Here is a 13462-nt window from a genome sequence, read left to right as displayed (position 1 = left end):
TTAAATACTGAATCATATGAGAAGAACAACTCTATCCGTGCTATCCGCCTTAGCCATCCTGCTATCCGGCATGATCGTTCCGGAGGCCGCGGCACAAAGTCGCCGAGACAAAGAACAAACGTATGTACTAGAGAAACCTTACGAGGTCAAGAAACTAGTCCCCCCTACCGGAAAGAAAATAAAGAACGTGATCCTAATGATCGGCGACGGTATGAGCCTTATGCACATGTATTCCGCTTGGACCGCCAACCGGGGCAAGCTCTGGCTGGACAACTCCCAATACACCGGCCTCTCGAAAACCTATTGCGCCAACCGCCTCATCACCGACTCCGGAGCCGGAGGTACCGCACTGGCCACCGGCCATAAAACGAACTACCATATGGTAGGCGTAGACCCGGAAGGCAAGCCCTTGGAATCTTTGACTACCTTGGCGAATAAGAAAGGCCTGTCAAGCGGCATCGCCGTTACCTGTCGCCTATGGGATGCTACGCCCGCCGACTTCTGCTGCCACAATACGGATCGTGACGCCGAGGCCGAGATCGTAGCGGATTACGTGAACTGTGGCGTCGATTACGTATTCGGCGGCGGCTCCAAGCTATTCGAGAACCGTGCGGACGGTCGCGATTTGTTCAAGGAATTAAGGGAGAAAGGTTACCAGACTCCCCGTAGCTGGGAGGAACTGGCGAAGATCCAAAAAGGCAAGGTATTCTGCGTTACCGATACCGTAGACACCCCGCTTCCCGCCGAGCGAGGCGATCTCTTGGCTCGTGCCTCGATGAAAGCGATCGATCTGCTGGGACAAAACCCGGAAGGTTTCTTCCTGATGGTAGAGGGCTCCCAATTGGATGATTACGGACATTTCAACGATATCGACCTGTTGATGCAAGAGACACATGATTTCGACCGTACGATCGGACGTATCTTCGAATGGGCCGCCCAAGACGGTGAGACATTGGTCGTCGTAACCGCCGATCACGAGACCGGTGGCCTTACCTTGGTGGACGGGGATCTGAACGAGGGCCGTATCGTTTGTAAATTCTCCACCGGAGGGCATAGCGGCGTAATGGTCCCCGTTTATGCTTTCGGCCCGGGCGCCGAGAACTTCACGGGTATCTTCGAGAATACGGATATCTTCTGGAAGATCAAAAAGCTCCTGAATCTATAATCAAACAGTATTCATCCGATGGAGAGTATAACAGGGCTATCCCGCTAGTCAAGTACCGCAGTACTTTGGCTGAGAGGACAGCAGTACTTGACTAGCAGTACTACGGTACCCGACCGGGAGGACTGTGTTCACCGACTGAGGCGCGCCTTCTCCCTCTCTCCCCCAATAAATATCATAAAGAATGACAACAAGACGAAACTTCTTAAAGCAATCCCTTCTTGCGGCAGGCGCGGCCTCCGTTCCCGCCGGGAACCTTTTAGCGCAAGAGAAAATGGAAGAGAAACGCCCCAAATACAATCTTCCTTACAAGAACACCTACCTGAAGGAACCCTTCGTGACCGAGAACGAGTTCCGGACGGCGAAACCGGAGACCATCACGCCCGGAACCTTCGAGGAGGCCAAGCAAATCCTCCCGGACCCGACTTGGAGCGGACACGAGAAGGAAATCGAGATGTACTGGAAGGCTTGGCAAATCGGCATCGGCAACATCAAGGCCCCGGAACCGGATTCCGGTTTCGTATGCAGTTACCTCGATGTCGCCTACAACGGCAATATCTTCATGTGGGACTCCGCCTTCATGATGATGTTCGCCCGTTTCGGTACCCGCTTCTTCCCCTTCCAACGTACGTTAGATAATTTCTACGCCAAACAACATCCGGACGGTTTCATCTGCCGGGAGATCAAGGCGGACGGAGCGGACTGTTTCGAGCGTTACGATCCGACCAGCACCGGACCGAATATCCTCCCTTGGAGCGAGATCGTCTATTATAAGCAGTTCGGCGATATAGACCGCCTACACAAGATATTCCCCGCCCTTTGCGCTTATTATAAATGGTTGAAGCTAAACCATACGTGGCGCAACGGTACGTATTGGACCAGCGGCTGGGGTACCGGCATGGACAACATGCCCCGGGTGGAACCGAAATACAATCCGATATACAGCCACGGCCATATGATCTGGCTGGACGTTTGCTTGCAACAATACTTCACCGCCGGGCATCTGCTTGAGATGGGTTTCTATCTGGAGCGTTGGCAGGAGATCGAGGAGTTCGAGGACGAGCAGAAGATGCTAAAGAAGTATATCAACGAGAACCTATGGGACGAGAAGGAGCATTTCCTTTTCGATCAATACGCCGACGGAAGCCTTTCCTCCACCAAGGGAATCTACGCGTACTGGGCCTTATTGACCGATGTCCTGTCCAAGGAACGCATGGATGCTTTCGTGGCCGAGCTGGATAACAAGGAGACATTCAACCGCCTGCACCGCGTCCCTTCCCTTGCCGCCAACCATCCTAAATACAAGGATAACGGCCGCTACTGGCAGGGTGGCGTATGGCCGGGAGCGAACTATATGGTGATTACCGGCCTATTGCAACAAGGCTATCGTAAATTGGCTTACGAGATCGCACGCAACCATTACGATAACGTCCTAAAGGTGTATAAGAATACCGGTACGTTCTGGGAATACTACGCTCCGGAACATGAGGAGCCGGGCTTCATGGCTCGCCCGAATTTCGTGGGCTGGGGCGGACTGGCACCGATCTCCGGCTTGATCGAGCAAATCTTCGGCATCCGCTCCAATGTGTACGAGAAGAAATTGACCGTAGACGTGAACTTGACGGAGGCTTATGGTATCGACCGTTATCCTTTCGGCCTCGACGGTCTGGTAGCGATCAAAGTCAAGTCCCGTTCTTCCGCTACCCAAGAGCCGCAGGTAGAAATTACCAGCGACGTCCCCTTGGAACTAACCGTCCTTTGGGGCGACAAACAGAAGACGGCTAACGTAAAACCCGGCACGCAAACCGTATAAAACAGTAAATCCATCAAACATCCAGTTGTAGAGACGGGGCACGCCCCGTCTCTACAACTAGACTCAAAAAACAATTAGTATATGAAACAGATTCTATCCTTATTTATCACCTCCCTCGCCCTCTGTACGGCTTGCTCCTCCCCGAAGGGATCGGACACAGTTCAAGTGGCGGAGACAACCACGGAGCAGACGATTCAGAAAGCCTCCTCCGCAATTCATTACAACGCCTTCTCGCACAATGATTACTGGCGGGAGAGACCTCTGCTGGACGCCTTGTCCTTCCGCTTCAACTGCGTGGAGGCCGATCTGTGGCTGATCGATGACGAGCTATACGTTTCCCATGACCGCCCGGAACCCAATCCGGCAATTACCTTCGAGAACCTATACCTCAAGCCGCTCGTGGCCCGCATACAAGCGAATGGAGGTAAGGTCTATCCCGGTAGCGATCGTCCTTTCTACCTGATGGTGGATTGCAAGGCACAAGGCGAAGAGATGTACAAGCTATTAAAGAAACAGATGGAACCTTACAAGGAATATTTCTGTTCCGTCGATAACGGCGAATATAAAGAAGGTGCCGTCCTCTTCTTCCTTTCCGGCGACCGTCCGAAGAACAGCCTGCCGAAAGAGAACAGCCGCTTCACCTTCCTCGACGGACAAATAAAGGATCTGGGACAGGGCATCCCTGCTTCCCTCGCTCCGGTCATAAGCGATAATTACTCCGATTTCTTCACATGGAAAGGCGAAGGTGAGATGCCCGCCGACCAACTACAGAAGATGCGTGAGATCATCCGGAAAGTCCACGATGAGGGAAAACTATTCCGTTGGTGGGGCGCCCCGGATACCGAGCAGTTCAAACGCTTCTTCATCAAAGAAGGCGTAGACTTGGTAGGTGCCGATGACCTGAATGGGTTATACAACGTATTGAACGAGCGTTAAACGAGAAAATTACAATAGGCATTATAAGGTTGTTACAATGGGCATTCTAGCATCTTTACAACAGGCATCGTAACAGCCTTATAATGCCCATCATAGTTTTAACATATCACAACCGCTTTTATTCCAACCAAGGCTGCGGATTCAGCTTCGTCTTTTCCTTCCACAATTGGAAATGGAGGATCGTGGAATTACCGTCCTCCGGATCCGAATAGATCCTTCCGATCGCTTGACGGGTAGAGACCCGGTCGCCCGCTTTTACATATACCTGACTCAAATTGCTATAAACCGTCAAGTAGTTACCATGACGAACGATTACGGAATTATTATACCCCGGCACCACGAACACACGCGTCACCTCCCCATTGAATACCGCACGGGCATCCGCCCCGGGTGAGGTCTGGATATCGATACCACTATTACTGGTACGAACATATTTCAACTCCTGATGCTGTTGCTCGCCGAATGTAGCGACGATCGTATGTCTTCCGGCCACCGGATACGGCAAACGTCCCCGGTTATTGGCGAAGTTATCGGACAATTGCTTCTCCGCCTTTGTCATCGCATAGCCCCCTTTCGTATCCGCCACACGTTCCTCACGGATCGGCTCTTTTTTACTTTCCGGTACGGGTTTACCCTTAGCGGCAGCTTGTTCACGAGCACGACGCTCACGTTCCGCACGTTCACGGGCGGCTTTCGCCTCGGCCTCGGCACGGGCGATCTCCTCGGCGATCTGCTTCTCTATCTGTCGGTTTAAAGCCTCGGCTTGACGACGCTTCTTTTGGAGATCCGCCTTCAAATCCTTTTGTCTCTTATTCAATAGCTGGACTTCCTCTTTCTGAGAAGCTTCCTCACTTTCTAGCTTCTTACTCTCTTCTTGACGAGTTCCTAAAAGGGCACGTTTCTCGGCACGGGTCTTCTCCATCTCAGCTTGCTTACGGCTGATCTCGGCCTGCTTTTCAACGATGTCATTCGCTTGCCGCTTCTGCCAATCCGCATATTCCCGCAAATACCGCATACGCCGCATGGATTGAGAGAAACTCTCGGCGGATAGGATAAACAACAATTTATCTTGCGAGCTATGGCGTTTATAAAGCCCTCGCATCGATTTACCGTAATTCGTCTGCTTATCGCCCAGTTCCCGTTTTAAGGTGCGCAACTGGCCTTGGATATTCAAGATATCTTTCTCGATCTCATCCAGCTCTTGATTCAATAAACTGATGACTTTCTTACGGGAAAGAATTTGTTTGGAGAGTAGATTCAAACGGTTCAGGGAAGTTTTAGCAGTCTGGGCCGTCTCTTGCAATAATTTATTCGTCTCCTCGATATCGGCCAACGCCTCCTTGCGCTGCTGCTCCAACTGACGGACAGCGGCGGATTTCTGACCGTAAACCACGGTAGATAAAGACAATGCCAATAGAACGATCCAGACGTGCCTCATGATAGATTATTGATTCAGATTCGTAATCGTTTTCAATACTTGCGCAAAGGTAATACGCTTATATTTAGAAGGAACCGAAAAATCCAACTTGAGCGGCTCGTCCAGTTGGATACGGGAGTAATGGATCTTCACCCCACCCTCGGGATTCCCGTTCTTCAACACCTGCACATCCATCAACATCGGGAACGGCTGCCGATCCACCAAGCGAAAATCCTCGTACAGCCATTGCAAGGCATAACGATCGGAAGGATCCGCTACATAGGTAGAGAGAAGTTTCTCCTCGCCATCCGCCTTAAAGGTATAGAAAAGCCCCATGGCATCCTTGGTCTTGATCTCGGCTACCGGGCCTTCTTGATTCAGCTTAAAACGATTATAATGCTTACGGGAAACGCCCTGCTCCCCCGGGATAAACAGATGATTCGTGAAAAGAGCCTGCAAATTGTAGAAGTTGAACTCGATCGGAGTCTGCCCTTGCAAATTGGAATAATTCTCGATCATATAGCGTTTATTCATGCGGTCTACCACCTTGATCGTATCCCGGCTCAACTCGATACGGAAGATCTCGATCCCGAGAAAAGGTTGTACCGACAGTTGGAAAGCACTATCCTTGACCATCTTCATATCCACCCGAGAGCTCATTTGCTTACCAGGGATATCCAGATCCACGTTCAACCGGGCCGTCAAGGTACGGAACTGGAAGGATTGATCCTCCACCGACTGGAAGAACTCATTATGAGCCTTCACGCTAGCGGATTCCACCGTCCCGACTTTCTTGGACGATTTACAGCCTGTCAACATCGAAAGTAAAAGACCTCCACATAACAGGAAGGTCAAGAAATAGTCTCTTTTCATTTCGCGTTCTCGTCTTCTATATATTGTTGCTCGGCGATCTTACGGTTCAAGATCTCGGAATCCTTCCCCATCTCTTTCGCCTTTTTCCATTGCTCCACCGCTTTTTCCTTATCACCGTTCATGAAAAGGATGTCCCCATAATGATCCACGAGTTCGGCGCTCTTTGTCTTATCTTTCTCCAAAGCGCTCTCGATATAGATTTTCGCCAAGGTATAGTTTCCTTGTACGAAGAAGATCCAAGCGTAGGTATCCAGATACGTGGCGTTGTCCGGTTCCAGCTTGATACATTGGGCGCTCATACGTTCCGCCTTTTTCAAGTCTTTCTTCTCCAAAGAAAGGAAGTAACTGTAGTTGTTCAGTACGACCACGTTCTTGTCATTATACTTCAACGCCTCATCGTACGCTTTATACGCTTGATCCAATTGCCCCATCTGGTAATAAATATCACCGATCTGACCGTAGAAATCCGATTTCAGCGGCAGGTTCTCCTTCGGAATGATATTCAAGCCCGCATAATAGGTATTCAAGGCTTCTTGATATTTCTGTTGTTGGTAGTAAGCGATACCCAGATAGAAGTAATATTCCGGCGACTCGGGGAAAAGCTCCATACAAGCCGTACAGATACGGATGACCTCCGGGATATCCTCCCCTTTCAAAGCCAGATTCAGCAATTGCTGCCAAGCCCCGGCGTTACCCGGTTCCATCTCTGTTACCAACTGGAACTGGAATTTCGCCTCCTCTGTCTTTCCTTGGGCCATCAAGAGACCGCCATACATCAGTTTTAAGTCGATATCCTCCGGATGTTGCTCCAAAAGAGTTTGGAATAAATGGTTCGCATTCTCAGTTCCTTGCTTCGTTTGTTGCAGTTTCAAGATATACCGGGAAAGGATGTTCACTTTCGTCTCCACGTCCAGCTTCTCGTTTACCAAAGCGCTGCGGATTTGTTGCTCGGCGGCCTCCTTATCCCCTTTCGCCTCGTAGTAATTGGCCATAGAGACGATATAATAAGGGTCGGTCGGATCAATCTCATTCGCTTTTTGATAGCAAGCCAAAGCCTTGTCCATCTCCCCGTTTTCCAAATGAAGATCGCCCAATACGATCTGGTAACGGGCCTCCATAGGATATTTAGCCGCTAGCTTCTCGATCTCCTTGAAAGCCTCTTCCGGTTTCTCCAACTGGACGTACAGTTTGTATTTCTGCATGGAGATCGCCTCGTTCATACCCATAACCGACTCCAACGCATCATAAGCCTCGATCGCCTTCCCGATCTCGCCGGCTTGCGTCAAGGCATCGGCCAGATAATAATTCAGCTCCTCCTTCTCCGGATAATCACGAACCAATTCCTCGTACTCCTCGGCGGCTTCGCCATACATGCCCAGATTCCGGGTGATAGACGCCAATGCCATTTTATACGTGAAATTATCCTTGCTGTTGGCCACGGCTCTTTTCAACATCTCGACCGCTTTCTCCGGACGGTTCAACTGTACATAAAAAGAAGAAAGCTCATACAAGACCGGAGCCGCCGTAGAGTCAATCTCCAAGCAATGGTTGAAGGCATCATAAGCGGCGTCGAATTTCCCGGCGTTCTTCAAGTTCAAGCCCTCATAAAAGAAGTAATCGAATTTACGTTGATCCTTCTCCGTTTCTGTAGCACCAGCCGGGAGCACAGCGACCAACGAGAGGAAAGAGATGAGATATATCAGTTGCTTAAACATCCTATTATTCTTGTTAACCTTATTATTCTTATTCTTTTCCGGTATGGCCGAACCCTCCGGCTCCCCGCTCGGTATCATCCAACGTCTCCACGGGCTCCCAATCCACATGGCTATGAGCGGCTATAACCATTTGGCAGATACGCTCACCATCATTCACCGTAAAAGGCTCCGAAGATAGATTCACGAGAATAATGCCGATCTCCCCCCGATAATCGGCGTCGATCGTACCCGGCGTATTCAGCAGGGTTATCCCATGCTTTAAAGCCAGCCCGCTACGCGGACGCATCTGGGCCTCATAGCCTTCCGGCAGCGAGATATAAAGTCCGGTCGGGATTAATTTACGTTCCAACGGTTTCAACACAACCGATTCCGACAAATTCGCCCGGATATCCATCCCGGCAGATAAAGGAGTCGCATAACCCGGCAGCGGGTGATGCGATTTATTGATAATTCTTACTTTCATACTTGCAAAGATAAACAAATTGTCAATAGTCAATCAATTAACCCAATCCCCGTTCTCTTTTATTAACTGAACTAAACGTTCTACAGCGTCTTCCTCGGGGATATTCTTGAGGACACATTCCTTACCTTTATACAGGCTGATTTGTCCACGTCCGGCACCCACATAACCATAGTCGGCATCGGCCATCTCGCCGGGACCATTCACGATACAGCCCATGATACCGATCTTCAATCCTTTTAGATGAGAAGTAGCCTCCTTGATACGGGCGATCGTTGTTTGCAGGTCGTACAAGGTACGTCCGCAACTCGGACAAGAGATATATTCCGTCTTACTGATACGGGTTCTTGTAGCCTGCAAGATTCCGAACATACAGCGATCCGAGACAACCGCCTCGCATCCCTCATTGTGCAGCATCAAGCCATCCCCGAAACCATCCAGCAAAAGCGTACCGAAATCGGCGGCGGATTTCAGTTGCAACAACTCCACATCCGTCTCCCGGAAATCACGATGCAAGACAACCGGCACGTCACAACCCGCCATCAGCAATTTATGCATAGCCGCACGTTGCGAGCCAACCCCATTCCGATGATGTGTACTTAATAAGACCACCACGGTCTTATCCGCTTTCAAGATCTCCAACATACGATCCGTAAGATCCATATACGTCAGACGGATAAACTTAAGCGGACAATCGTAATCCTTTAACTCCTCCGCCTCCGAGGCGATGAAGCAAGGAAAAGCATTCGGACGCTCTTTCCAAAAATGAGCGTCTACCAATAAACGGAAATTATCCGGCAAATTATCCGGATCTTCCTTTCCTATATATATATAGTCCGGCAAGGACAAATAATCAAACTCAAAATCCCCGCTACTACGATCGGAGATCACGACTGGCGAGAAAGTACCTCCGATACCTTCCACCACACGGCTTATACGACGGCTTGTCGCCACCGTATCGAAACCGGGAGCCATCGAAGCCTCGATAGGACGATGATTTTCCCGTTCCCTAATATAATCCACCAATTTACGCGCTACCGGCATTTCCGCCTCGGGGTCCTCACTCAAGGAAACCCGGATCGTATCACCGATACCGTCACATAGAAGCGTACCGATTCCGACAGCGCTCTTGATACGCCCGTCCTCACCGTCACCCGCCTCCGTTACCCCAAGGTGCAAGGGGTAATGCATATTCTCGGCCTCCATCGTACGAACCAACAACCGCACGGTCCTTACCATGACAACGGTATTGGAAGCCTTAATCGAAATAACCACATCTGGGAAATTCTCCTCCCGGCAAATGCGAAGAAACTCCATACAACTCGCTACCATCCCCTCGGGCGTATCACCATAACGGCTCATGATACGATCGGAGAGCGAGCCATGATTCACACCGATACGAATAGCGGTGCCATGTGCCTTACAAATATTCAAGAAAGGGACGAACCGCTCACGGATCCTCTCGATCTCGGCGGCATATTCCTCATCCGTATATTCAAGATGGCTGAATGTCTTTACCTTATCTACATAGTTTCCCGGATTGATACGTACCTTTTCCACCTCACCGGCGGCGGCATCAGCCGCTCTAGGATTAAAATGGATATCAGCGACCAAAGGAGTCGTATACCCTTGCTCATTCAATTGTTTACGAATCTCGCCCAAGTTTCGGGCTTCCCGTTCCCCCTGTGCCGTAAAACGCACATACTCAGCTCCCGCCTCGATCATACGGATCGCTTGAGCTACCGCCGCCTCCGTATCCATCGTTGATACATTAGCCATGGATTGAATACGGATAGGATTCTCACCTCCCATAGGTGTGTCACCGATTTGGGCAACGGATGATTTACGGCGGTTGTAATTAAAGTAAGCCATTGTTCATTGAAAATTGAGAATTGAAAATTGAGAATGAGTGTTGAGAACTGAAAACCTAAAGAGAGACTTTCTCCTTAATTTTCAATTCTCAACTTTCAACTTTCAATTAATTAGTTTTGTATTTAAAAGAAACCTTAGCCAACTCCTCGTTAGCCTTCACGATTTTCTTCTTCAAATCCTCCTTATAAGCGGATAGCTTCTCCTGAAGTTGCTCGTCGCCAACGGCAAGCATCTGCACCGCAAGGATACCAGCGTTCAAAGCGCCATTGATGCCGACAGTAGCCACAGGGATTCCCGGAGGCATCTGTACGATCGCCAACAGAGCATCCATACCGTCCAACGTAGAGTTAATAGGCACGCCGATCACGGGAACTGTCGTCATGGAAGCGATCACACCGCAAAGATGAGCGGCCATTCCGGCAGCGGCGATGATAACCTTGATTCCACGTCCTTTAGCTCCTTTGGCGAAAGCCTCCACCTCAGCGGGAGTACGGTGTGCGGATAGAGCATGCATCTCGAACGGGATCTCCATCTCATCCAAGAACTTAGCCGCCTTCTCCATAACGGGTAGATCCGAGGTACTACCCATGATAATACTTACAACAGGTGTCATTCTTATTTAGCGATTAATTTTTGATAGTCTTCAGCGGATAATAGTTCCTCCAACTCAGAAGCGTCCGTAAGAGAAATCTTGATTAACCAACCTTTACCATAAGCGTCTTCATTAACCAATTCAGGAGCGTCTTCCAATTCAGCGTTTACTTCCAAAACCTCTCCGCTAACCGGCATGAAAAGATCGGAAACAGTCTTAACAGCTTCAATCGTACCGAACACCTCTTCTTTAGCGACGGTCTCCCCCTCTGTCGTAATGTCTACATAAACGATCTCACCTAGCTCGCCTTGAGCATAATCAGTAATACCAACATAAGCTACGTCACCTTCTACACGAATCCACTCATGGTCTTTTGTGTACTTTAAATCTGCAGGAAAATTCATAATTTTAGTGTTTTTATTAGATGAATAAATAGATATAACTCATTAATGAGGCTACAAAGGTACATATAAATCCCAGACAAAACCCCGCATATACCTGCATTGGTGTATGCCTTTTTAAAAAGATACGCGAGGTACCTAATAAACCGGCCACGATCAACACGACTATAAAAGCCCAGTAGGGATTTATCATATGGATACGCGCCACTCCCATAATACCGCCCAGTAACCCGCCGATACCAATGGCATGCGCGCTAATCTTCCAAGCGAAATTGACGCATAAGGCGATTACCAAGGCTACGCAAGCCCCGATCAGCATCGCCAACAACCAAAACGGCATCAGCATCTTATACAGGAAAAAGATACAGACCAAGATGGAAGTGATAAAAATCAGATAAGGAACCACTCGTTCCTTCCGGTCGGAAAGCTCTATATCGCCGGCCGCGCCATTTTTCACCAATAAGAAAATGAAAAGTCCGGGAACTATCGCTGTCGAAATAAAGGTGCCTCCGGCAATCAGCAGCTTCACAGGTAACGGGTAAATGGCGAGGAATGTAAACATCAACGCCAACACGATCCCATAGGTCACCATAAGCAACGGATGGAACACGAAGGATATTATATTCGAGAATAGCTTCATACGCTTTTATATTTCTTTTCTCAGACGAGCTACCGGAATCCCCAGTTGCTCCCTGTATTTCGCTACCGTACGCCGGGCGATGACATATCCTTTTTCTTTCAGGATCGTAGCCAACTCCTCATCGGTCAACGGTTTTCGTTTGTCTTCGGCATCTACATGCTCTTTCATAATCTTTTTCACCTCACGGGTCGAGATCTCCTCGCCGGTATCGGTCTGCATAGACTCGGAGAAAAAGTATTTCAACGGATAAATACCGAAATTCGTTTGCACATATTTACTGTTACTTACCCGGGAAATAGTGGAGATATCATATCCCGCACGCTCCGCTACGTCTTTCAAGATCATGGGATGGAGGGTAGCCTCATCGCCTGTCAGGAAAAAGTCCCGTTGTAAATAGATAATCGCCTCCATGGTACGCTGCAAGGTCTCATTACGTTGCTTGATAGCGTCGATGAACCACTGGGCGGAATCCAACTTTTGTTTCACGAACTGTACGGCATCCCGCCTCTCAGCGGTTTGGTTCGCCTTATTCGCCGTATAATCCTGAAACATCTCGGCATACTCCCGGTTGATACGCATATCCGGTACCCCCCGGTTATTCATGCTCAAGATAAGCTCTCCATTATGCGCTTCCACCACGAAATCCGGGATGATCTGGCTCATCGCCACTTCCATAGAACCACCCCAACTACTTCCGGGTTTCGGATTTAACATAGTAATCTCGTGAATGACCTTCTTTAACGTTTCCTCATCGATATCGAGACCTCGTAAGATCTTATCGTAATGTTTGCGGGTGAACTCCTCGAAATATTCGGTCAAAACACGAATCGCCAAATTTGTAACCGGAGTATTCTCCTTCTTATCCAGCTGGATCAACAGACATTCTTTCAAGTCACGGGCACCTACCCCGGCAGGCTCAAAATCTTGGATGATATTCAAGATAGACTCGATCTCCTTCTCATCTACCTCTTGTCCGGCTTGGAAGATCAAATCGTCCGCTATCGCCGAAAGGTCCCGTCTCAAATAACCGTCATCATCGATATTTCCAATGATATACTCCGCTATTTTCATTTGCTTATCCGGTAAATCCCTTAACCCGAGCTGCTGTAACAGAAACTCATTCAAGGATTGGCTTACGGAGAAGGGGACATCCTCTTTCCGTTCCGCACGCTCGGTCATTTCCCGTAGCTTATAATCAGGTATATCGTCTTCCGTTAAATAATCTCCCAAAGAAAGGTCGGTCTCAGTATCAACAGAAGGGATCTCTTCTCCCCCCTCCTCGCTTTCAGTTCGTTCAAAATCATCAACAGGCTCTTTTCCTTCCTCCAAGGCTGGGTTATCTTCCAGCTCATGCTTCACACGTTCTTCCAACTCGATCGCGGGAAGCTCCAGAAGCCGTATCAACTGTATCTGCTGAGGGGATAGCTTTTGCTGTAACTTTTGTTGTAACTGTTGCTTTAACATAATCTAAATCATTGCACTGTAAGGGCAGGACAATCACCCGCCCTCTTATTTATCAACATGCAAATATAAGTTTTTAGTTTTAACAGTACAGCTATTAAACTATAATAGTTCTAAACA

General features: G+C 49.0%; 12 protein-coding genes. 3 read left to right on the top strand and 9 right to left on the bottom strand.

The genetic code is table 11. The annotated features are described in order from the left end of the window. Positions 1-16 precede the first annotated feature (16 nt). From HMPREF0999_RS04020 to HMPREF0999_RS04010, 3 genes are all read left to right on the top strand, one after another. Positions 17-1165 carry an alkaline phosphatase gene (locus HMPREF0999_RS04020; protein ID WP_009275224.1) on the top strand — a complete coding sequence of 383 codons (1149 nt, stop codon included), beginning with the start codon at positions 17-19 and terminating at the stop codon, positions 1163-1165. 181 nt (positions 1166-1346) lie between these two features. Then, positions 1347-2975: an MGH1-like glycoside hydrolase domain-containing protein gene (locus HMPREF0999_RS04015; protein ID WP_008779045.1), complete on the top strand. Its 1629-nt coding sequence runs from the start codon at positions 1347-1349 to the stop codon at positions 2973-2975. 81 nt (positions 2976-3056) lie between these two features. Then, positions 3057-3911, top strand: coding sequence for a phosphatidylinositol-specific phospholipase C/glycerophosphodiester phosphodiesterase family protein (locus tag HMPREF0999_RS04010; RefSeq protein WP_005860028.1), 855 nt, complete (start codon positions 3057-3059; stop codon positions 3909-3911). 118 nt (positions 3912-4029) lie between these two features. On the opposite strand, the gene HMPREF0999_RS04005 is transcribed toward HMPREF0999_RS04010, so the two are convergent. From HMPREF0999_RS04005 to rpoN, 9 genes are all read right to left on the bottom strand, one after another. Beyond that, positions 4030-5349 (bottom strand): murein hydrolase activator EnvC family protein, encoded by a 1320-nt coding sequence (locus tag HMPREF0999_RS04005; RefSeq protein WP_008773044.1) that lies wholly within the window; start codon positions 5347-5349, stop codon positions 4030-4032. Between the two features lie 6 nt (positions 5350-5355). Beyond that, positions 5356-6201: a DUF4292 domain-containing protein gene (locus tag HMPREF0999_RS04000; protein ID WP_005860032.1), complete on the bottom strand. Its 846-nt coding sequence runs from the start codon at positions 6199-6201 to the stop codon at positions 5356-5358. Further along, complete coding sequence (locus HMPREF0999_RS03995) at positions 6198-7916, bottom strand: tetratricopeptide repeat protein (RefSeq protein WP_005860034.1); 1719 nt, start codon at positions 7914-7916, stop codon at positions 6198-6200. The genes HMPREF0999_RS04000 and HMPREF0999_RS03995 overlap by 4 nt, the downstream gene beginning before the upstream one ends. A gap of 28 nt (positions 7917-7944) precedes the next feature. After that, the gene (dut, locus tag HMPREF0999_RS03990; protein WP_005860037.1) at positions 7945-8379 is read right to left on the bottom strand and encodes a dUTP diphosphatase; all 435 of its coding nucleotides are present in this window, start codon (positions 8377-8379) and stop codon (positions 7945-7947) included. Between the two features lie 33 nt (positions 8380-8412). Next, positions 8413-10248: a 4-hydroxy-3-methylbut-2-en-1-yl diphosphate synthase gene (locus tag HMPREF0999_RS03985; protein ID WP_008773045.1), complete on the bottom strand. Its 1836-nt coding sequence runs from the start codon at positions 10246-10248 to the stop codon at positions 8413-8415. A gap of 106 nt (positions 10249-10354) precedes the next feature. Further along, positions 10355-10861 carry a 5-(carboxyamino)imidazole ribonucleotide mutase gene (purE, locus tag HMPREF0999_RS03980; RefSeq protein WP_005860041.1) on the bottom strand — a complete coding sequence of 169 codons (507 nt, stop codon included), beginning with the start codon at positions 10859-10861 and terminating at the stop codon, positions 10355-10357. A gap of 2 nt (positions 10862-10863) precedes the next feature. Further along, complete coding sequence (gene gcvH / locus HMPREF0999_RS03975) at positions 10864-11244, bottom strand: glycine cleavage system protein GcvH (RefSeq protein ID WP_008773046.1); 381 nt, start codon at positions 11242-11244, stop codon at positions 10864-10866. 16 nt (positions 11245-11260) lie between these two features. Next, positions 11261-11881 carry a hypothetical protein gene (locus tag HMPREF0999_RS03970; RefSeq protein WP_009275223.1) on the bottom strand — a complete coding sequence of 207 codons (621 nt, stop codon included), beginning with the start codon at positions 11879-11881 and terminating at the stop codon, positions 11261-11263. 6 nt (positions 11882-11887) lie between these two features. Further along, positions 11888-13345 carry an RNA polymerase factor sigma-54 gene (rpoN, locus tag HMPREF0999_RS03965; RefSeq protein WP_005860047.1) on the bottom strand — a complete coding sequence of 486 codons (1458 nt, stop codon included), beginning with the start codon at positions 13343-13345 and terminating at the stop codon, positions 11888-11890. Between the last annotated feature and the right edge of the window lie 117 nt (positions 13346-13462).

It is taken from the genome of Parabacteroides sp. D25 (genome assembly GCF_000307475.1).
Classification (GTDB): domain Bacteria; phylum Bacteroidota; class Bacteroidia; order Bacteroidales; family Tannerellaceae; genus Parabacteroides; species Parabacteroides distasonis.
This window is presented reverse-complemented; position numbering and strand designations above follow the sequence as displayed.

What these genes read in the sequence shown, in the direction of transcription:
- HMPREF0999_RS03970 (WP_009275223.1), bottom strand. Translation starts at nt 11,881, where the DNA reads ATGAAGCTATTCTCGAATATAATATCCTTCGTGTTCCATCCGTTGCTT.
- HMPREF0999_RS03985 (WP_008773045.1), bottom strand. Translation starts at nt 10,248, where the DNA reads ATGGCTTACTTTAATTACAACCGCCGTAAATCATCCGTTGCCCAAATC.
- HMPREF0999_RS04000 (WP_005860032.1), bottom strand. Translation starts at nt 6,201, where the DNA reads ATGAAAAGAGACTATTTCTTGACCTTCCTGTTATGTGGAGGTCTTTTA.
- dut (WP_005860037.1), bottom strand. Translation starts at nt 8,379, where the DNA reads ATGAAAGTAAGAATTATCAATAAATCGCATCACCCGCTGCCGGGTTAT.
- rpoN (WP_005860047.1), bottom strand. Translation starts at nt 13,345, where the DNA reads ATGTTAAAGCAACAGTTACAACAAAAGTTACAGCAAAAGCTATCCCCT.
- HMPREF0999_RS04020 (WP_009275224.1), top strand. Translation starts at nt 17, where the DNA reads ATGAGAAGAACAACTCTATCCGTGCTATCCGCCTTAGCCATCCTGCTA.
- purE (WP_005860041.1), bottom strand. Translation starts at nt 10,861, where the DNA reads ATGACACCTGTTGTAAGTATTATCATGGGTAGTACCTCGGATCTACCC.
- gcvH (WP_008773046.1), bottom strand. Translation starts at nt 11,244, where the DNA reads ATGAATTTTCCTGCAGATTTAAAGTACACAAAAGACCATGAGTGGATT.
- HMPREF0999_RS04010 (WP_005860028.1), top strand. Translation starts at nt 3,057, where the DNA reads ATGAAACAGATTCTATCCTTATTTATCACCTCCCTCGCCCTCTGTACG.
- HMPREF0999_RS04005 (WP_008773044.1), bottom strand. Translation starts at nt 5,349, where the DNA reads ATGAGGCACGTCTGGATCGTTCTATTGGCATTGTCTTTATCTACCGTG.
- HMPREF0999_RS04015 (WP_008779045.1), top strand. Translation starts at nt 1,347, where the DNA reads ATGACAACAAGACGAAACTTCTTAAAGCAATCCCTTCTTGCGGCAGGC.
- HMPREF0999_RS03995 (WP_005860034.1), bottom strand. Translation starts at nt 7,916, where the DNA reads ATGTTTAAGCAACTGATATATCTCATCTCTTTCCTCTCGTTGGTCGCT.